The sequence below is a fragment of the Psychrobacter sp. FME13 genome (assembly GCF_014861395.1).
Taxonomy (GTDB): Bacteria; Pseudomonadota; Gammaproteobacteria; order Pseudomonadales; family Moraxellaceae; genus Psychrobacter.
Genome location: NZ_RRYV01000027.1, coordinates 1 through 20,691 on the forward strand (window position 1 = coordinate 1; position 20,691 = coordinate 20,691).

Sequence of the window (20,691 nt, forward strand, 5' to 3'; positions counted from 1 at the left end):
CTGATAAAGGGTATATCAGCCCGAGTCTGACATCGTACTACGACGCTCAAGGAGTAGATTTACAAACGCCACTCAGAGCTAATATGAAAGAAGATAGACCCAAACCTGTGGTAAGACGGCTAATGAAAGCCCGCCGTATCGTTGAAACAGTCATTGGTCAGTTATCAGAACGATTTAATATACAAAAGGTACGAGCAAGAGATTTATGGCATTTGTCTCATCGATTGATTCGTAAGATTCTGTCGCATAATCTGTGCTTTGTACTCAATAAAAAACTTGGTAACCCGCCTCTTCAGTTTGATTTGCTTATTTCAAGTTGAGAGTGGGGTCTATTAAGTAATAATAATGCTTATTTCCTTCTAAAAAGTATTTAATTTTTAGATTTGGACTGAACGATCGTTAAAGATAGGTGTTATTAAATAGCATTCTTTAAGTTATTTTCTATTTTAGCGATATTAATAGCTATAGTCACTGCACTACAAAAGAGTTATGTTTTGGATGAATATCATAAAACAATTTAGATAAGTCATTGAGTCTAGCTAAACAGCTTGGTGTTAAAAAGTTTGGCGATATTTTTAGAAAAGGAGTGATCTTTGAAATTTTCTTGTTCATTGGAAACATCTTCTGAGCGTATTCGTTTAGTCAATGTTATCTCACCGCTTATCAAAGCAGGTTATCAACTCTTATCCCAAAAGCAAGAGTCTTCAGAAAATGGCGGCAATATTATTCATGTTGTTGCCAAAAGCAGAGAGTCAAAGACACAAGAGGATTTAATCAATGATTTGTCTTCTATCGAAGGCTGTAGCCTTTTTCAGTTAGAAATAGATGAAGATGACAGTGCAGGTGCAGGTGCAGGTGCAGGTGCAAGTGCAGTAGATGCCGTCTCATCAGCACCACCAATGAAACAAAGCTTGGATGAAAAAAATGCTTTAACATCTATTGGTGCTCAGTATCCAGACATAGTAGATGTGGTTAGACGATATGAGAATGTCGTACCAAATGACATTCGCGATCAAGCATTGTATGAGTTAGGACGCAAGGTGGGTGGCGGTATTTATCAACGTGACTACTCTCTTGGTAGTCCATTAAAACTATCAGCAACCATTAGTCGTGAACTTGTACCAGCCTTAAAAGAATTTTCTAAGGTGAAAGCTAAAAACGATGTAATTTCGTTAATTAAATGCCCATTCTGCAAGTTGTCAGATAGCAACCATTCAGGCTGTCATTTTGTTGTTGGTTATATAGAAGGCTTCTTAGCAAGTAATCCTGCGGTAAAAGATGCTCAGGTCAGAGAGACAAGTTGTGGGGCTGGTAGTACCAATATTTGTGAATTTACCATTTGGTAAAAAATCATGCATAGACAGTTTAATGCCTATGAATAATAGTAATAAATGCATAAAGTATCTTGGTTCATCCAAACCAGTGTTGCTTAAGCTCAGTTTTGTTAAATATAGAGGGCGAAGAAAATGATAGAAGTTGAATATAACCTGCTTTTGGTGTTTATCTCATATGTTATTGCAGTACTTGGTTCTTATGTTGGCTTAAACCTTGCCATCCGCGTGCCATCTGCTAAGCCAGGAAACGATCTATACTTTTGGGTCGCATTGTCTTCAATCGCGCTCGGTGGTGCCATTTGGTCGATGCATTATATTGGTATGATGGCCGTTGATATGAAGATGCCGGTCACTTATGATTTAAGCTTGACTATTATCTCAATGTTACTTGCCGTTTTATTTGTTGCGGTTGGTATTGTTATCGTTGGTCGCGGAGAGCCTAATATGGCCAAGTTGATTGGCGGTGGAGTCATTACTGGACTTGGTATTGCGGCAATGCACTACACAGGTATGGCTTCAATGCAAATGGATGCAACCATGTCATATAACATGCCACTCCTAATGGTTTCAATTGCAATTGCAATCGTTGCAGCGATAACTGCGTTATGGTTAGCGTTTAATCTACGAGGCACATTACAACGCTTTGGTAGTGCGTTTTTGATGGGGCTAGCGGTTTGTGGTATGCACTATGTTGGTGTGGCAGCTATGGATATGCAGATGACAGGTAATATGATGCCTATGAGTCATTCATATGTTCATCCTACTTCTTCATCAATGATTATCTTTATCGGTTCAGTAGTTGTATTGGGATTACTATGGATTTTAGCCTCTAAAAATGCACCTAAAAAAGAGAATCTAGTATTTGGTGAATAACACTCAGCCATGACTGTTCTGTTTATTAAGTCGCTTATAACAAAAAAGGTTTTTAGAATTTAATTCTAAAAACCTTTTTTATGCCGTACTGTTTTTGAATAAAAGCCAGTCGTATATATACTCTAATCAATGATGGCTTCTTCTATCTTGACACTCGTCATGATAGAGCGTACTTGGCAGGGCTTTATCTGTTGGATGATGTCAGACAGTTTAGGCTTGCTTGTTAGGCCTAACCAATAAGCAAAGCCGACTTGGGTTAAGTCTATACCACAATGAGTCGTATAACCTATACCACCCGATGGACGACTGTTAATTTCCAATACACGGTGCTTACCTTCGTCATCAGCTTTGGTCTGCACACTGACGATACCATCACAGTTAAACGCTTTAATGAGCGGAATGACCACATCCATAACAGATTTTTCGTAGCCAATATGCTGGACCTTCCCAGTTTTGTAGCGAGTGACTGCAGCCAGTACTTCGCCATATTCGCACACGACATCGATAGAGTATTCTTGTCCTGATAAGTAAGGCATCAATAGCATAGGAATGGGGCGATCATGTACCATTGAGCTGTTCTTATAGGCGTTTAGAAATTGTGTAGTGCTGATTTTTTTTTGTTCAGTAAAGTATAAATGCTCAAAGCTATCATATTGATTTATCGTTTCTTTACCTGAATCTAATCTCCAAAATCCTTGCGCAAAAATACCAGTCACTGGTTTGACGCATAAAGGTTGATGACCATGTTTGGCAAGTAAGGACTCAAGCTCGTTGACGTTGTCAAAACGCCAAGCCTCTGCGACTGGAATATCATGCTGATGACACTGTTGCATAAAGGCAAATTTATCATCAATTGACTCTAAAGATGAAACGCTGGTTGCGCCGGTTAATAAACGAATACCTGCAGCTTCAAATATCTCACGATGGGCTTCATAATCAACCCCATTACGTCCAGTCAGTAATACTTTTACTTTGTCTTTTTTTGCTTGCTCTAAGACGAACTGCCAGCGTGACATCAGTGGTGTAGTAGGTTCAGGCGCTGTTTGCTCATTATCACTTGCAGTGATGGCGTAAGGCTCAAAATAGATATTATCAGCAAACTCAAAAATCTCAGCTCTATTATCACGATGTGAGGCAATAATATTGAATGGTGTATGAGATTGCGCCTTTAATGACTGCAAACTGGCTAACATATCACGCTGACTTGATTGACCTTCGGCTAGCCAAGCAGCAGTTGATGTTATAGGGTAGCTATCGTTAGCAAGATTATTCATAATTCTCTCAGCAGTATCGTAGGTTTTAGATGTAATTGGATGATGTGATATTGTTATCTTAACAGTATTGGGAATGTAAGCAGGCGTGAAAAATAGCTCAATTTTAGGTTGCAAACATTGCTGACATTAACAGTTATTATATACACATACCCATTGTTATAAATGTAGTTAATAAAATAGCACTAAAGTTTTTTGGGATAGCTTTTGCACTGTTGCTGAATGAATATCTTGGCTCATATGGATAATGACATTCATGCTACTATATGAGGATAACCACGATGCCTCTTAGCGTCATGAACATATCGACATAATAAACAACTTAAAGGACGTATGATGAGTCAAGCTTTAATTGCAGGTGCCAATGCACCATTACCGACAGACAATATTAGCATCCGTATTCTGAGCCAAAATGCAATTGATTGTGCGGCTTATCGCTTGACCACGGAGGGTAAAGTACGCGGCGATGGCGATATGATATTTTATGGGCAAACACGTAGTGATGATGGCAGTGTCAGTTTTCGTGGTCACGATAGTGATGGGTTTTTTGATATTAACTTACCAGCGCAGCCTGCCAGTATTGAAAAAATAGCACTCGCGTTTTCTAGTGCGCAAACGCTTGCACAAGTGGGTGATGTCGATATTCAGGTGCTAAAAGGTAGTCAAGTATTGATGACTTGTCAACTGAGTGCTAATGGACGTGATGAAAAAGCGATTATTTTAGCGGAGTGTTACCGTAGGCAGGGTAATTGGAAATTTAGATTTATTGCGCAAGGATTTAATGGTGGGTTGAAGCCACTATCAGAACACTTCGGTGTTGAGATTGCTGATGAAACACCACCTCAGAGTCAGGATCAAAGCCAGTCTCAACCTATCAATACCCAGCGTCCAATTGATACGCAAAAAGCACGTAGTGCACCTCAGACAAGTACGCCGCCACCGATTCCGGCCAGTCCTTCAGTCAATTTAAGTAAAGTAACTTTAACCAAAAACCAATCCAGCATCAATCTGAAAAAGCGCGACGATTTTGGTAAAATATCAGTCAACCTAAACTGGAACCAACGCCCAGAAACTAATCAGCATGCACCCAAAAAAGGTCTGCTGGGAGATTTATTTAAACAGCATAAAGCGGGTGGTATTGATCTAGATATTGGTGCGATGATTCACTTGAAAAATGGTGAAAAAACACTGATCCAAGCATTAGGCAATCGTTTCGGCAGTTTGCAGTCAGCACCATATGTTTGCTTGCGTGCTGATGACAGAACAGGGCAGGTGAGTGGTGGTGAGTGGCTTGATATTAATGGCCAACAGTGGTCACAAATCGAAGAAGTATTTATCTTTGCTTTTATCTACGAAGGTGCACCCAATTGGGCACAAACCGATGGCGTGGTGACGATTGCCGTACCAGAGCAGCCACCGATTGAAACACGCTTAACCGAAGGTGCAGGCAATCTACCGATGTGTGCTATTGCTCGTTTGGTCAATCAACAAGGCAGTATCAATGTTGAGCGTATCAACCAATACTATAAAGGTCATCAAGAGATGGATAAAGCGTTTAATTGGGGCTTTAGCTGGAAGCGTGGTAGTAAGTAACCGTATTTATAGCTCCAGTTAATAGTCTTACTTGATAAAAAAATTGGCCCTTCTATTTATAGAAGGGCCAATTTTTTATAGTAACGTTGTAACGTTGTAACGTTAAAAGAGTTATTGAAACCAATTAAGCATGCGGTGTGATAGCAGGCATTAAATCATGGAAGGTACGACCAGAGGCTATTTCACCGATAGCATGCATTTTCCATTCATTGTTATGGCGATACACTTTTGCCATAACCATCGCCGTGTGACCGCCTTGCGCTGATAAGTTATAGCGAGCCACTTCTTGATTGTTATTGGCATTGACGATACGGCAAAACGCATTTTCTACTGTCTCAAATGTCTGACCAGTAAAGCTATTAACGGTAAAGACTAAAGAGGTAACACTTGCAGGGACTCTCGATAAATCTACATTGATGACTTCATCATCACCATCGCCATCACCAGTACGGTTATCGCCAGTGTGTACGATGCTGCCATCTTTTGATTTAAGTTGACTGAACCAAATGGCATCAACTGCTTGTTTATTAGCATCGAACATAATGCATGAGGCATCTAAGTCGATAGAGTCACCACCGCCACTGGCGCCACCGAATAATTTGCCTAAGAATCCACCTTTTTGACCTTGAGAGCTTTGTGCGACATCCCAGCCCAAACCTAATTTTACCTGTGTGAGATCGCCACCTGCTTCTTTACTAAGGGAGATCTTCTGACCTTTTTGTAAGCTAACTGCCATGTTCGTATCCTTATAATAGTTGTGAGTAAAACCGTTTAAAATAGTGCTAAGAGATGCTATAAGATGTTATCTAAAAACCCACCACCGCCACCACGTCCACCTGAGCTACTGCCTAATACACTTTGTAACCAACCTTGGTAGCTGTCACGATTTCGAGAGCAAATAATAACTTTACCAGTACCAGAGAAGTTCAAAACCATGCCTTCACCACTGGTGACTGAATTGATGATATTGCTCATAAACCCTTTTTTCTTACTGGTAGAGACCGATAACTTATAATCTAGATTTGAGTCCCAGCAAACGACGTGTCCGTTATCAATAATGACGTCTTTATCGGGCGTCACCTCAATCTCAAATAATGAACCGAAACCCGATACCACGACTTGACCTTGGCCCTGTGTCTGCATGACCATAAAGCCCCCAGTATCACCAAACACCGCACCACCAAGGTTACGCTGAATGTTGGCTCTGATATCGACGCCAGTTTGTGCAGCCACAAACGCACCATCACTAAGCGTATATTGCTGAGCACCACAATCAATGATTTGCATATCACCATCAAGCGTAGGCGCGAGTAAACAATCGCCTTCACCATTTACCGCTTCGATTTGTTGTTGAAATAACGATTCATCATTGGCAAAACGGCGCATAAGTGACTGCATCAATCCGCCTTGCAACTTACCTTTTAGCTCAAGGTTTGATTCCATCATTACCATTGCATTGGCTTCACAATAAATCGAATCGCCTTTTTTGAGGTTGCAATGCAAAAAAGGTTCGATGGTACCGATTAAGCTGAACGTTGCGGCCATGAGTTACCCATCCTTATTCTGATTTTTAAAACGTGCTCTTAGAGTCTGATTTTTAGAATGTTTGGTTTTTAGTTTTAGCGAGCCAATTAAAACTAAAGCCATCAAATGCTTTAAAATGGCACACTTGATGGCTTGTTTTTATCTCAATCAAATATTTAATTGAAATATCTATCTTGCTAAGCGATTACGTCAACACTAGGTTTATACGTTTACGCCATAAGAAGAGGCTAATGGCCCAAGACCACCGCTAAAGCCTTGACCCACGGCGCGGAATTTCCAATCGCCGTTGTGACGATATAGCTCACCAAAAATCATCGCTGTTTCAGTGCTACCGTCTTCTGATAGGTCATAACGTGCAATTTCAGACTGACCATTGTCATTTACAACACGGATGTAAGCATCGCCAACTTGACCAAAGTTTTGGTTACGAGCTTGACCTTCATAGATGATTGCGCAAACCGCTACTTTGCTGACATCGGCTGGGATATTAGCAAGATTGATTTTGATTTTTTCATCATCGCCATCACCTTCACCAGTACGGTTATCGCCAGTATGCTCTACGGCACCATTATCTGACTTTAGGTTATTGAAGAAGATAAAATCTTGATCGTTACGAACTTTCCCTGCTTCGTTGACCAAAAAGCCAATAGCATCTAGATCGAATTCTTGACCGTCAGTGGCACGTGGGTCCCAGCCCAAGCCGACAGTAATATTGGTTAAACCAGGGGCTTCTTTTGATAAGTTTACGTTGCCGCCTTTTGTTAAGCTAATAGCCATATAAATATCCTATTTATTAATAATTGAATGATAAGAAAACGAACTGAAAATGGTACAGTGGTCGATATGTAAGTGTAAACAAGCTATGCCTGTATAAGCTCTATATATCATTACGTTTTACTATACTAAGCGATTGCTTAGTAAGCAAGCCGTATTTTGTGCGCTTACTATATGCTTACTAAGCAGCATAATAACCGAGTGTCTCTGATACTTTTTTACAACTACGACAACAGTGGTTAAGGTATTGTTATCAAAAGTAAATTGTCTAATAATGAACACAGATATCAGAATCGAAATGATGGCTTGATATAAGAAAGGCTGTGTCAAATATATTGACACAACCTTTTTTTGATTTATTGACTGGCTTAGTTTTTTAATATCAAAAGCGCATCAATTGATAGACTTCGCTTCTTGCTTACGGTAGTTAAGTGACGCAACAAACGCCCAACCAATAAAGGCAATACCGATAAGACCAGTAATGACTTCTGGCACGTGGAATTTCACCGACAACAGCATGATAATCGCTAATGCACCAATCGCATAATGCGCGCCATGCTCAAGATAAACAAACTCGTCAAGCGTGCCTTTATCTACCAAGAAGATAGTCATAGAACGTACAAACATCGCACCAATGGCAAGACCTAGCATGATGACAATAACGTCGTTGGTAATGGCAAATGCACCAATAACACCATCAAAACTGAATGAAGCATCGAGGACTTCTAAGTATAAGAAGCCGATGATACCGCCTTTCATAATAGCGCTAGTCGCTGCTGCACCTGAACCATTTTCTTCGTTTTCTAGGTCTTCTTCAAGGTCACCTTCTAGCATGCCAGAGACAACCTGTACGCCAAGATAAACCAAGATACCCCAGACACCCGCAATCAATACAGCACCTGACTGCTCAGTACTGGCCCACGATACGGCAATCATCAAGACGATGAGAGCGACAAATACGCTCATGGCATCGACTTTGCCAAGCTTAGCCAAACGGCTCTCTAACCAATCAAACCAATGGACTTCTTTTTCATCAAAGATGAAGTTTAAGAAAACCAACAGTAAGAAAATACCACCAAATGCTGAGATTTCAGCATGATGCGCCATTAGCCTGGCTGAGTATTCTTCTGGTTGGTACAGAGCTAGATTGACGACTTCCATCATGCCAAGATCAGCGGTAACCGCAACGATGACAATAGGGAATACTAGGCGCATACCGAATACTGCGACTAAAATACCAACGGTTAAGAAGATCTTTTTCCAAAATTCGTCCCAGCCTTTGAGGACTGAAGCGTTGACCACCGCATTATCAAACGATAATGAAATCTCCATAACGGCCAAAATGGCAGTAATAGATAAGGTGGTTATCATGCCACCCATACCACCATGTGAATATCCCCACCACGCAGCTATCATCAAAGCGATAGCTGTGAAAATGAAGTCTAAATAAAAATGTCTCATGACATATCCTGTCTGGTTACGTAAAGCTAAAGTCGGTCTGCTATAGGCATAGCCTATGAAAAAGAGGTTATTGTTAGCCACTTTTTATGCATAAATTTAAATGAAACATATAGTATTACTGATTGTTTTACCATCTAAAACTACAACTATTTTGCAACTATTTGCAACCAGTGATGAGCATAGAGAATATACAGTGATGTCAGTAAAATTTAATAGTGAAAAATTGTTTATTATAAGTGATAGGGTGCATCGCTAAGCACGTTCTACTCAGAGCCTAGTGATGTCACCCTATATTGAGTGGTTATCTGATATAAGCGTTTATGCATATTACAAGTTACGATATAAAAGCGATTAAATATCTACACCATACTGCTGACACATCGCTTGTAAGCCGCCTGAGTAGCCTTGACCAACAGCGCGGAATTTCCACTCACCATTATGACGATACACTTCGCCGAACACCATGGCAGTCTCAACAGAGTAATCTTCTGCCAAGTCAAAACGAACCACTTCGGTACCTGTCTCTTCATTAACGACACGAATAAAAGCGTTAGCGACTTGACCGAAGTTTTGACTACGAGCCGCAGCGTCATGAATAGTCACTGTCACTACAATTTTATCGATATCGGCAGGTACTTGAGTCAGATTGACTTTAATGACTTCATCATCGCCATCACCTTCACCAGTACGATTATCACCAGTATGTTCAACAGCACCGTTGTCAGATTTTAATTGATTATAAAAGATAAAGTCATGATCACCGCGTACTTTACCAGCACCACTCAGTAAGAATACGCTGGCATCCAGATCAAACTCAGCACCAGAAGTTGCGCGCTCATCCCAACCTAGACCAATGAGTAGCTTGGTTAAATTTGGGTCAGTTTTGGTTAGCGATAAGTTACCGCCTTTATTAAGTGATAAAGCCATGAGATTATCCTTGTTATTAGAGTAGGGAGAAGTGCAATATCAAAGCAGTAGCCATGCGATTGAGTAAAGCTAAGCGAGCAAAATCGATAGTGTGATCAACATTATCAATTAACCATCGCCGCAAAACTATTGCTTAATAACGCCCTATCATAACAACAAAAAATGACCCAATCAAAGATGATTAGGTCATTATTATGTTTTATATAAAATACTGGGTTAGCAGATTTTTTAAGTGTTCACTGATATCGTTTAGCGATGGCGAATCTCAAAGCTTTGATGAATTGGTTTCTTGATATTAAAGTCAAAGCCAATGGTCTTTGGCGTGATATTAACGATGTCGTAGCGCTCGGTCAATTGCTCATCAAGCTCAAAGCGAGTAAAGTTATTTGAGAAATATAAGACACCATCAGAAGTTAATCGGTTCATTGCACGGTTAATGAGGGCGGCATGGTCACGCTGCACATCGAATGTACCCTGAAACTTTTTAGAGTTCGAAAAGGTCGGTGGATCGATAAAAATAATATCGAACTGTTCAGTATTGTCTTTAATCCATTCAAAAATATCAGCAGCGACGAATTGGTATTTGTTGCGACTGACGTCTAAACCATTAAGTACAAAGTTCTGCTTACCCCAATCCAGATAGTTCTGTGACAAATCGACACTGGTGACCTTTTTGGCGCCTGCCAATGCCGCATGGGCACTGGCTGTACAGGTATAGGCAAATAAGTTCAGTACAGATTTGCCGTGACTGTTGCTTTTAATACGCGCGCGCATGTTACGGTGATCGATGAATAGTCCCGTATCTAGATAGTCAGTAAAATTGACATAGAAATAAGCACCATCTTCGCGAGCGACATGGAACTTGCCACGCTTTTCAGTTGTGTTTTGCTTGCTATATTGATCATTGCCTGACTGGCGGGCACGGGTTTTGATAAAAACCTGTTCACGGTTAATGTTCAATACTTCGCGAATACCCATCAATGCTAGGTTAAAGCGTTTTTTAGCTGTTTCAGGTGGAATGGTTTTCGGCGGTGCATATTCTTGTACATGTACATATTCCCCATATAAGTCGATAGCAACCTTAAAATCAGGCAAGTCTGCATCATAAGCACGAATATTACTGACATTGTCTTTTTTGGCCAGTTTTTTGAGCTTGGCAAGGTTTTTTTGCAAGCGGTTAATAAAGTCTTGACCGTCTTCTACCTCAATTTCACGCTTTTCAAAACGACTGACAAGGTTGCCTGTTTGCCCTGCAATCAAGGTGCCATAACGGAAATAAACCGTAATAGCACCATTGTGACAGCGTAGTGTCTTAGGCTCTCTAATCGGTAATGTATCGACTTGCTCAACGTTAGCCGCCAAGATACCAAGCATTGGGTCAATGCCACTCCCTGCAAAGCTGTCTTGCAAAATAAGCCCAATCGCTTGATACAAGGGTTTAATCATATCTTCATCACCCAAACGCTCACCGTAAGGCGGGTTAGTGATGATCAAAGGATTGCTTAACCGACCGTCATTGACCATAGGTCGCAAGGTGTCATTGAGCTGATCAAGGGCACGTACCTCAAGATCAATCAATGGCATTAAATCATGTAAGCCTGCTGCAATTAAGTTCTTTTCGGTAGCGATTACCGCACCGCTATCGGCATCAAACCCTAAGATAAGTGGCAAAGTATCTGGCTGTTCAGAGGCAATGGCTAAGCCTTCGGCAAAACGTGTCTGTGCATCGTCAATCATTTGCTGCCATAACACCTCATCATGATGCTGCCATTGATAAAAACCAAATTGATTGGCTGCTTTATCGATACCCACGGCATAATCGCAATGCATCAGTAGCGCTTCGATAAGGAATGTACCAGAGCCACACATAGGGTCAATTAAAGCATTATAAAAAGGCGCGTTGCCAGCATCGTTTTTCTTATGCCAACCAGAACTATAGAGCAGGGCAGCTGCTAAGTTTTCTTTCAATGGTGCTTCGGTCATCGCCACACGGTAACCACGGCGATGCAAGCTGGTACCTGATAAATCCAAATACAGCTCAGCTTGCTTGTCATTCACCGTTGCAAAAATAGAGAAATCTGGGTTTTTGCTATCGACATTAGGACGGCTGTCATAAACTTCATTGAAGGTATCGGCAATCGCATCTTTGATACGCAGCATAGCAAACTGCTGGCTGACGGCCACGCGTTTATCGACCGATAGACGAATGGCAAAGGTTTGCTCTAAGTCGAATTGCTCAGTCCAATTGACTGATTTTGCCAAACCATAAATCTGCTCAGCCACATCGTATTCGGCATTGATGTTTTTACGTTTAATCAGCATCAACACACGAGAGGCGACTCGTGACCAAAGACAAATGGTATATAGGTCGCGCAAAGTACCCGTAACCGCCAAACGGCCTGTGCTTTTGATCTCACTGGTAATACCAAAACTGGTCAGTTCGGTCTGTAGCGGTGCCTCAAGCCCATCGGCACAAGTAATGATAAGGTTAAGCGACAACTCTTGTGAAGCTGTTGCTAAAGTCGAGGGCGCGGTTGTTTCGGTCATACGGATACCTGTGGGCTAAATTGATAAGTAATGCACATCATAAAATGAGATGTTTAACCGGCAATTTTACCATATTTCCATAAATTTAGTTTAAAAGCTGTCTAGGTCGCGTTCTCAGTCTGAACGTTAAACTATAAATGGACTAAAAGTGGTTAAATCATTGCCAAACTGCGCCAAGTAGCTTGCTAAAATCTCGATATTATCTGTACTGTTCTTCTTGTTTGACTGCTGTTTATTTCACGTTTATCGCCATTCTAAAATGAGGATCTGCGCTAGCATTATAAGAGGCAATGTCACAATGGTTAATAAACCTGTAAGAAACTGGTAAGTTAACGTAATATTTGTTCTATACTAAAGAAATGGAGAGGATAACCACAGTAACCGTAGCAGATGACCATCCAATATTTTTGGAGGGTTTGATACTTTTGCTATAAAGGTTTGATAGAAGTCATTACTGCCATTAGCAATATCAAGATAATGTCTAATAGTTCCTGATGGTTCATTTGACGCGTCTTTACGAGGGCCTTGTCCTGTAGCGTTGATACCTTGGTTAGTCTTTATGAAGCTTGAAGGGTCACCCGAACCTAACACCCAAGGAGTAATAGGATGACCGATGTGATTACCGAATCCACTGGCCGGCGGATTTAGCTCAAAGTCTCCATTAGTCAGTTGGCTGGCAAATGCTCCTGTCGTCAATATTAAACTAGTACCAGCTACACTCAAGGCTTGAGTGAGTCTTAATTTTATTTGCATGCGTAGAGCTCCCTATCAGTAATCAATCAACGTTGACCAGACCTGCTGCAAGAGTATCAATCTATACGAGCAATTCATTTACTTAATAAGCACATCTGTTGCGCTTTGCATTGACTGATGCCAGAGATCTGTTGCTTACTGTTTCAGCATATCAAGGATTCAGCAAAAATGTACCTGTAGACATCTGCAGATACATGCGATAAAAGCTGAATGAATTGGAAGTTAAACTTACTTCAATAGAGTTAAGTTGAGCTGGCTTTAAAAGCTGACATTAAAAGAAGTGCTACATATGCACATCAATGATCTGTCTTAGTTAAGGTAGGTGATGTCAGTTTATCGTTTGAAACGAACTCAGTCGTAGTCGCAAACGGCTTGGTTGCGATAGGGTAGTCGACGTCTTTTGGCATGAGTAAACGCATATGAGGATACGGAGTTGAGATATTCGCCGCATCAAGCGCATGTTTGATATCTTCTCTTAAATTCTCTTTAATTTTGGGCATACGTGCAACAGCGGCTGGTTTAACCCAGAACCGCACAATAAAGAACACACCATACTCACCAACTTCATCAACAGTGGCTGAGGTTTCGGGACGGCTCAGTACCACCTCAGTGTCAGTGAGCACTTGTAAAATCGCGTTGCGAGCAGTATCGATATCATCTTCAAAGGCAATACGGACACGAATGTCAAAACGTATAAAGCTTTTTGAGGTTAAGTTGGTAACCTCAGATGAGGCGACATTAGAGTTTGGGATAATGACAGTGATGTTATCTCGAGTCAGAATATGGGTGGTGCGTAAGGCGATAAGTACCACACGACCTTCATTTTCGTTAATATGAATCCAGTCACCTACTTGAAAAGATTGCTCAAGTAAGATCGTGATACCAGCGATAAAGTTAGCCAGTGTTGATTGAGCGGCAAAACCGACTGCTAAACCTACGATACCTAAACCTGCTACCAATGACACGATGTCAAAACCAAATTGTGCCATGACGCTAGCGAGTCCGAGTACTAATAGTAGTACAGACAAGATATTTTTGAGCAGTTGTTCTATGGACGCGTTGAGCCCATAATGTTGCAAAACTCTATGAATGATTTGCCCTGAAGAGGTCCAAAGTACATAGTAAACCCCCGCCCAAGTGCTTGCTTTGGCAGTAGCTTTAATGGTGTCTGGTTCAAAGTAGATTTGACTCATGATGGCAATCAAACTTGCTACAATCCAAATATAACGCAGCACTGATCGGACAATCTTAATACGACGCTCATTCAAACGAATTTTTGTTTTACTTTGCTTTATGACATAAATGGCAAGCCAATAAAAAAATCCCAATACTGCAAGCAGTATTAGGATTTTGATAGCAGTACTTGCCAGTTCAACTGCTTGAGATGACCAGTCCAGTGACTCTTCATCCGCAGAGCCGCCAAGTGCAAGGTAAAGACTAGTATGGAGATCACGAACAATCTCTTTAAAAAAATCAGTAATACTAGCGATCGGCATTTTTTGATCCATGCATAGTTTGGTACATACAAAGTGTCTTACATAAGATATTTGATTATAAGTTATCTTAAGTCATTGGTACAATGAAATACAATATGCATGATGATTGATACTCAGTATATTTTTTAAGTCGGTAGCTGCACGGATCGTTAAAAGTTATCTTCCTGTGCATCTTGGTTCTGATAAGGTATTTCCATCTTATGCTGAACATCACGTAATGCAGTACGCAGACCTTCTAGTATGGTTGGGTGATAAAAAGGTGTGTCAAGCATATTCTTAACACTTATGTCGTTGGTAATTGCTGTTGCCAAAATATGACCGATATATTCAGCATCAGGTCCTACCATACTTGCGCCTAGAATTCGGTCGGTTTTTTTGCAGCCATAAATATGCAGTAAGCCACAGTTGACACCCATCACGCGACTACGCCCCTGATTGTCAAAACTGACGCTACCGATGACATACTCTAAGCTTGAGTCTTGCTGGATTTCTGGTAATGACATGCCGACATTGGCAATTTGTGGTGAGCAAAAGACGATAGAGAAAGGAATTGCTGGCGGGCGTATATAAGCATGCTTTTTATTACCACAAATCATATTACCTGCACTATAGCCTTCATCACTGGCTACATGTAACAGCGGTATGTTTACATTGGCATCACCAACAATATAGACATTTAAATCACCAATTTTTCCTGTTTTTTTACTCAAGTTTTTTGGACGCTCTTTTTCATCAAGCTCAACTCCTAGATTTTCGATTCCCAGTTGTTTTATGGTATTGCGGCGACCGGTTGCGACTAGTACATATTCACCTTGCCATTGTTGCTTTTCACCCGCGCTGTTTTTATAATCGAGAAATGCTATTGGCTTTTTACTACTTTGGTTTTTCAATGTGCCCACATTGCCGATTTCACTACCCAAATGCATAGTTAGCTCATTGCTTAAGCAGTCGATCGCTTTATCATTAATATCATTATCTTGAAGTCCAGCTACGCGTTTGACACGATTAAATAGAGTGACCTCTACACCTAAACGTGTGAATGCTTGCGCAAGTTCTAGGCCAATGGCTCCAGCGCCAACAACAGCCATCGATTTCGGTAATTCTGGCAGCTCAAATACGATGTCAGACGTCAGTAAAGTATTACCTAGCTTATCAGCCCAGCCATCTGGAATAAATGGTGTGCTACCTGTGGCAACGATGATTTTTTGGGCCTCAATCACCTGATTATTTACTTCGATCAATCCATGCTCATTGATATGTGCACGGCCGTCGATTTTCTTATCTTCAGGCCATTCTGCGACTTGTTTTTTGATGAAACTGGCAAAATGATTGCGCTCATCACGAACGCGCTTCATCACTTGCTTACTGTCAATTTGAGCTGTGGCGTGAATACCAAAATCTGCAGAATGATTGGCCTCGTGTGCACGTTCAGCGGCTGCAATCAACAGTTTGCTTGGCATACAGCCAACTTGAACACATGTAGTTGTCCAAAATCCATCATTAATGATGACGATGTCATCATGGGTTTTGCTGGCTTGGCGAAAGGCGTTTTGACCAGCAGTGCCTGCACCAATGACAGCTACGGATACTCTGCGCGTGATTTTGGGTGCGGCACTTTTGGCATCAGTATTAGACTTTTTACTCATATTATTCTCAAGTTATAAATGGATTATGACTTATTATATTTATCGTATTTAACATCGCTATTTGACTAAATAGTTAAGGGGTTAACGTTTCAAACAATCGCTCGGTATAGCCTTTAGCGCGTAAATTACGCTGAGCATGAGTTAGCATGCCATTTGTATCAAAAACAAATGCAGAGCGAACTAACCCTAGCGTTATCTTCCCGTACATGTTTTTTTCTTTGATGACCTCAAAATATTGGCATAATTTTTCGTCAGGATCGCTGATCAGCGCAATATTTAGGTCATGTTTCGCGATGAATTTTTCGTGCGACTGCACACTATCGCGTGAGACACCGATAATGTCATAGCCTAAGTCATCAAATTCGTTGAGATGCGCGGTAAACTCTGTCGCTTGCGTGGTACAGCCTGGTGTATTGTCTTTTGGATAAAAATACAGGATAAGTCCTTTATTAGTATTGGCCACCATCTCTTTTAGGTTTATCTCATCATGAATAAAGTTGCCATCTAGTTCTCGTACTATCGTGACGGGAAAGTCAGGTAAGTTTAGCTTTTCTGTGGTTGGCTTTGCCATTGTAGAGTCCTTATTCGTTTTGGTTGTATAGTGGTATTATCTGTAGATCGTATTCTTATTATAGGCAGATTAGCAGAAATACATAATCAGTTTTACATTTTATACCTTTATCACCAACAAAAAAGACTGGCTATTGCCAGTCTTTTTTATGTAGAAGGATTGGTGGGTTAAGCAGGCTTTTGAGGTGGCTGCAAATCTAAACCATCGGTACATTGCTGCAAATCTTTTTGCATGGTTTTGACATAAGGGAGACCAGAGGGGTCTTTTTTGTCTTGCGCGTAGCTTTCAATTTCCCACATTTGACCGATCGTCATTTTGCTGCGGACATCAATAGTACAATTACACAGTTTGGTCGCAGTGCTTTTATCAGCGACTTTGTATTTAACCGCACCATCAACGCAAGTATTAATATTATTTTGCTTAATATCCGCAGCATTTGCTTGTGGTATTGCAAAAATGGCAGCCAAGGCTAAGGGTAGTACTGATAAAAGCTTCATAAATATCCTCTTACAGGTGGAGTCAGTTTTCTGAGTGTGGTGCGCGGATTATTAGGGCATATTCTCATTTTAAAAATGCTGGTAAACATGAAATAGAGTTCTGTCAAACCAGAAAAGAAGCAGGTTGATATCGAAATATAAACCTACTATTTGATGATGTTTGGCAAATTCAGCCCATTTAGAGGACTATTGCTTTAACTGAGGGCGTGCCCTAACGATCCGATGATCAATATGATTATTTATATCTTTCTTTCGATAAATCCAATGCTCAATACCATAGCAAGTATATGAACTAAAATACAGCGATGACATGCTGTGTTAATGCAAGCAAATGTTGTTCGAATGTTAAGTAGTACTAGCGTCTGCTATGGGGGCTAGTAGGATGTATCAAGAGCGATACTTGGTAGGATCCGCAACATCAGCCTGTTCAAAACCCTGACGACGTAATGTACAACTATCACATACACCACAAGCCAGACCGTTTTCATCGGCACGGTAGCAAGAAATAGTTTGTCCATAATCGACACCTAATGACAAACCAAGCTCGATAGTTTTTGCTTTTGATAATTGCTGCAAGGGTGTTTGAATCGATAAATGATGACCAGTGACACCTGCTTTTGTGGCAAGGTTGGCCATATGTTCAAACGCAGAAATATACTCTGGACGACAATCAGGATAGCCAGAGTAGTCGACTGAGCTGACACCAATGACGATATGGTTGGCATCGGTCACTTCAGCGACTGCTAAGGCATAAGACAAAAATATAGTATTGCGTGCTGGTACATAAGTATTGGGAATGGCGTCGTTATCGATCTCGTCATGCTTTTTATTGGGAAATTTATCAGCGTCTCCATCAGGGACGACCATACTGTGATCTGTGAGTGATGAGCCACCAAGTTGAGCGATATCAATATCGATGATTCTATGATTGACTCCAGCCGTCTCCGCAATTGATTTTGCTGCGACCAGCTCGCTATTATGACGTTGACCGTAATCAAAACTAACAGCCGTTACAGAGGCATAACGTGCCTTGGCCCAATATAAACAAGTAACAGAATCAAGCCCACCTGATAATAGTACAACAGCATTCTGGTTGCTATGAAGGGTGATTGAATCAGTATCGGATGTTTGAGGATTGGCAGTGCTCTGTGAGGTAATGTTAGTCATAAGGGTATCTGTTATTGGTTTGCGAAAAACAGTTATTTTAGCAAAAATCCCTACGTTACAGAACCATAATGCCATTATTTAATGTGCGCTTTTCAAACTGCTGATAATATTTGTTATAATTGTTACTTTGAAAGTATCCACGTTAATATAGTCAGTCCTAAATAAAAGAGGCACAACCACAAATACGGGTTACATTTTTCTTGCTTGCTGTGCCTACGCAGACAGAGGCGGCTCAAAATGTAACCCGTATCGCTGTATTTGTTTTATAGTGGATCGACTATACATGCTTTTTTACTACTTTTGACTCTTCTTAAATCGTAAATTGCTTTATAGCAAAACCATCCTTGTAAAGATATTGAGTAACTTATGACCGCAGCGACTTTATTTACACCAACTACGCCTGAGTTTGACGATATATCTGTTGATAATATCAATGACAAAGAAGTGACAACTGAGCCATCATTGTCTTCTGAGTCAGCAGCGTTTAAAAAGCTCCAGAAAAAACTACGTAGACAAGTGTCTTGGGCGATTCGTGATTTTAATATGATCGAAGAGGGTGATGTGGTGATGGTTTGCGTGTCAGGCGGTAAGGACAGCTATACCTTGCTTGATATCTTGTTATTACTCAAGCGTATTGCGCCTATTAGCTTTGATATCGTTGCGGTGAATCTTGATCAAAAACAACCTGGTTACCCAGAAGATATTTTGCCAGCCTATCTAAATGAACAGGGCATTGCTCACTATATCCTAGAAAAAGACACTTATAGTATTGTCAAAAGCGTGGTACCAGAAGGCAAAACTTACTGCTCGGCTTGTTCGCGCTTACGCCGTGGCTCATTATATGGCTTTGCTAAGCAAATTGGCGCGACCAAAATTGCACTGGGTCATCACCGTGATGATATGTTGGCCACATTCTTTTTGAACTTATTTCATGGTGGTACATTAAAATCAATGCCACCAAAGCTTCTGAGCGATGATAAGCAAAACATGCTGATTCGTCCATTGGCTTATGTCGAAGAAAAAGACATCATCGAATACGCTAAATTAAAAGAATTCCCGATTATTCCATGTAACTTGTGTGGTAGCCAAACCAATCTACAACGTGCCATCATTAATGACATGCTACGAGAGTGGGATGATGCGCATCCACAGCGATTAGCGTCTATTTTTAAAGCGATGCAAAACGTTGCACCATCACAATTGGCCGATCGTGAATTGTTTGATTTTGAACAATTAAGTCTCGACCGTGATGACAACGAGCGTTTGTTTGAAGGTGATAATATTCAAGCAGGACAGGCCGATAGTCTGGCTGAGATTGGATTACCCGTTTCACCAAAAACTCAAACGTTTAATCCAAAGTTTATGAGTGAGCAGCAGCATCCATCAGCATCCGACCAAGCAGTAGAGCAAAATCGCACAACACAAAAAATCCCAACGATTAATCCCATTATTTGACAGTTTTATAGCGAAACCTTTGTGGCATTCGATGCTCAATATAAAAAACCAGACCCTAAGGTCTGATTTTTTATATATTTATATATTGGGATTTATTTCTCAGAGGACTGCTTGGCAAATGCTGGTAAGGGAGCAAAACTGATGTCTGAACGTGGCAGCTTTGCAACATCTTGCATACGCCAATTATTTGTACCACTGTTGCTTACGTGAACATAGTATTTGGCCTTGACCGGATCGATATCTGCATGTGCGCTGTATTTATTGCCTTCTTGATGTTGTAGTACCACATCATGGTCTTTTTTAATATCAGTTGCATGCGAGATAGATAGATCTAGCGTATCAGGATAAGTAAGCGGCGTACCGTTCAATAATTCACCTGATTGTAAACTTTGTTCAGGATACTCTAAATAAAAGACAATATCGCCATTATCGGCAAAATGCATTTTGCCATGTAAGTCCAAATCATAAGTGAGCTTATCACGTGACACATCTTGATAGAGTGTCTTGCCGTCCATGTACCAATCATCACGCACGACACTGTCGCGAATTTGATAAGAGTAGTAAACGAAATATATACAAGCAACGACCACAAATGCGGGCATGCCAATCACAAAGATAACAACCATGTAGTTTTTGTACCATGGCTGAGTGTCTTGGTGCTTAAATTTTGATGCTGGAGTAGACATAAAACACCTATCAATTAGACATCTATTAAATAGATATCTATTAAATAGATATCTATAAACGATTTACCTGCTAGCCAATGCAATGGTAACAGGTA

Annotated in this window: 19 protein-coding genes; 5 read left to right on the forward strand and 14 right to left on the reverse strand. The window is 40.7% G+C overall.

Annotation, left to right across the window (positions count from 1 at the left end; all coding sequences use genetic code 11):
• From EI164_RS05585 to EI164_RS05595, 3 genes are all read left to right on the forward strand, one after another.
• Window positions 1-320: transposase (locus EI164_RS05585; protein ID WP_318779513.1), on the forward strand; the 320-nt coding region annotated here is incomplete at its 5' end.
• A 273-nt stretch (window positions 321-593) separates the two neighbouring features.
• Complete coding sequence (locus EI164_RS05590; RefSeq protein ID WP_192519002.1) at window positions 594-1,346, forward strand: hypothetical protein; 753 nt, start codon at window positions 594-596, stop codon at window positions 1,344-1,346.
• Between the two features lie 120 nt (window positions 1,347-1,466).
• The gene (locus EI164_RS05595) at window positions 1,467-2,207 is read left to right on the forward strand and encodes an MHYT domain-containing protein (RefSeq protein WP_192519003.1); all 741 of its coding nucleotides are present in this window, start codon (window positions 1,467-1,469) and stop codon (window positions 2,205-2,207) included.
• 122 nt (window positions 2,208-2,329) lie between these two features.
• Here the strand turns inward: EI164_RS05595 and EI164_RS05600 are convergent, their stop codons facing one another.
• Window positions 2,330-3,481 (reverse strand): ATP-grasp domain-containing protein, encoded by a 1,152-nt coding sequence (locus EI164_RS05600; RefSeq protein ID WP_192519004.1) that lies wholly within the window; start codon window positions 3,479-3,481, stop codon window positions 2,330-2,332.
• 333 nt (window positions 3,482-3,814) lie between these two features.
• Here EI164_RS05600 and EI164_RS05605 point away from each other — a divergent pair, with 333 nt between their 5' ends.
• Window positions 3,815-5,071 carry a TerD family protein gene (locus EI164_RS05605; RefSeq protein ID WP_192519005.1) on the forward strand — a complete coding sequence of 419 codons (1,257 nt, stop codon included), beginning with the start codon at window positions 3,815-3,817 and terminating at the stop codon, window positions 5,069-5,071.
• A gap of 124 nt (window positions 5,072-5,195) precedes the next feature.
• On the opposite strand, the gene EI164_RS05610 is transcribed toward EI164_RS05605, so the two are convergent.
• The 12 genes from EI164_RS05610 to queC form a co-directional block, all read right to left on the reverse strand.
• A complete protein-coding gene (locus EI164_RS05610) occupies window positions 5,196-5,807 on the reverse strand; it encodes a TerD family protein (RefSeq protein ID WP_192519006.1) in 612 nt (203 codons plus the stop codon).
• A gap of 56 nt (window positions 5,808-5,863) precedes the next feature.
• Window positions 5,864-6,616, reverse strand: coding sequence for a TIGR00266 family protein (locus EI164_RS05615; protein ID WP_192519007.1), 753 nt, complete (start codon window positions 6,614-6,616; stop codon window positions 5,864-5,866).
• Between the two features lie 201 nt (window positions 6,617-6,817).
• The gene (locus tag EI164_RS05620; protein WP_192519008.1) at window positions 6,818-7,393 is read right to left on the reverse strand and encodes a TerD family protein; all 576 of its coding nucleotides are present in this window, start codon (window positions 7,391-7,393) and stop codon (window positions 6,818-6,820) included.
• A gap of 390 nt (window positions 7,394-7,783) precedes the next feature.
• On the reverse strand, window positions 7,784-8,851 hold the full coding sequence (locus EI164_RS05625) for a DUF475 domain-containing protein (RefSeq protein ID WP_192519009.1): 1,068 nt from the start codon (window positions 8,849-8,851) through the stop codon (window positions 7,784-7,786).
• Window positions 8,852-9,202: 351 nt separating this feature from the next.
• Window positions 9,203-9,778: a TerD family protein gene (locus EI164_RS05630; protein WP_192519010.1), complete on the reverse strand. Its 576-nt coding sequence runs from the start codon at window positions 9,776-9,778 to the stop codon at window positions 9,203-9,205.
• Between the two features lie 249 nt (window positions 9,779-10,027).
• Window positions 10,028-12,325 carry a bifunctional 23S rRNA (guanine(2069)-N(7))-methyltransferase RlmK/23S rRNA (guanine(2445)-N(2))-methyltransferase RlmL gene (rlmKL, locus tag EI164_RS05635; protein WP_192519011.1) on the reverse strand — a complete coding sequence of 766 codons (2,298 nt, stop codon included), beginning with the start codon at window positions 12,323-12,325 and terminating at the stop codon, window positions 10,028-10,030.
• Window positions 12,326-12,676: 351 nt separating this feature from the next.
• A complete protein-coding gene (locus EI164_RS05640) occupies window positions 12,677-13,078 on the reverse strand; it encodes a hypothetical protein (RefSeq protein ID WP_192519012.1) in 402 nt (133 codons plus the stop codon).
• Window positions 13,079-13,374: 296 nt separating this feature from the next.
• Window positions 13,375-14,574: a mechanosensitive ion channel family protein gene (locus tag EI164_RS05645; protein ID WP_225739133.1), complete on the reverse strand. Its 1,200-nt coding sequence runs from the start codon at window positions 14,572-14,574 to the stop codon at window positions 13,375-13,377.
• Window positions 14,575-14,723: 149 nt separating this feature from the next.
• Window positions 14,724-16,220: a dihydrolipoyl dehydrogenase gene (locus tag EI164_RS05650; protein ID WP_192519014.1), complete on the reverse strand. Its 1,497-nt coding sequence runs from the start codon at window positions 16,218-16,220 to the stop codon at window positions 14,724-14,726.
• A 73-nt stretch (window positions 16,221-16,293) separates the two neighbouring features.
• Window positions 16,294-16,791 carry a peroxiredoxin gene (locus EI164_RS05655; protein WP_192519015.1) on the reverse strand — a complete coding sequence of 166 codons (498 nt, stop codon included), beginning with the start codon at window positions 16,789-16,791 and terminating at the stop codon, window positions 16,294-16,296.
• A gap of 167 nt (window positions 16,792-16,958) precedes the next feature.
• Complete coding sequence (locus tag EI164_RS05660) at window positions 16,959-17,288, reverse strand: hypothetical protein (protein ID WP_192519016.1); 330 nt, start codon at window positions 17,286-17,288, stop codon at window positions 16,959-16,961.
• 387 nt (window positions 17,289-17,675) lie between these two features.
• Window positions 17,676-18,455 (reverse strand): 7-cyano-7-deazaguanine synthase QueC, encoded by a 780-nt coding sequence (gene queC, locus EI164_RS05665; RefSeq protein WP_192519017.1) that lies wholly within the window; start codon window positions 18,453-18,455, stop codon window positions 17,676-17,678.
• A gap of 366 nt (window positions 18,456-18,821) precedes the next feature.
• Between queC and ttcA the strand changes: the two genes are divergently transcribed.
• Window positions 18,822-19,910 carry a tRNA 2-thiocytidine(32) synthetase TtcA gene (ttcA, locus tag EI164_RS05670; protein WP_192519018.1) on the forward strand — a complete coding sequence of 363 codons (1,089 nt, stop codon included), beginning with the start codon at window positions 18,822-18,824 and terminating at the stop codon, window positions 19,908-19,910.
• A 92-nt stretch (window positions 19,911-20,002) separates the two neighbouring features.
• Here the strand turns inward: ttcA and EI164_RS05675 are convergent, their stop codons facing one another.
• Window positions 20,003-20,596 carry a FixH family protein gene (locus tag EI164_RS05675; protein WP_192519019.1) on the reverse strand — a complete coding sequence of 198 codons (594 nt, stop codon included), beginning with the start codon at window positions 20,594-20,596 and terminating at the stop codon, window positions 20,003-20,005.
• Window positions 20,597-20,691 lie beyond the last annotated feature (95 nt).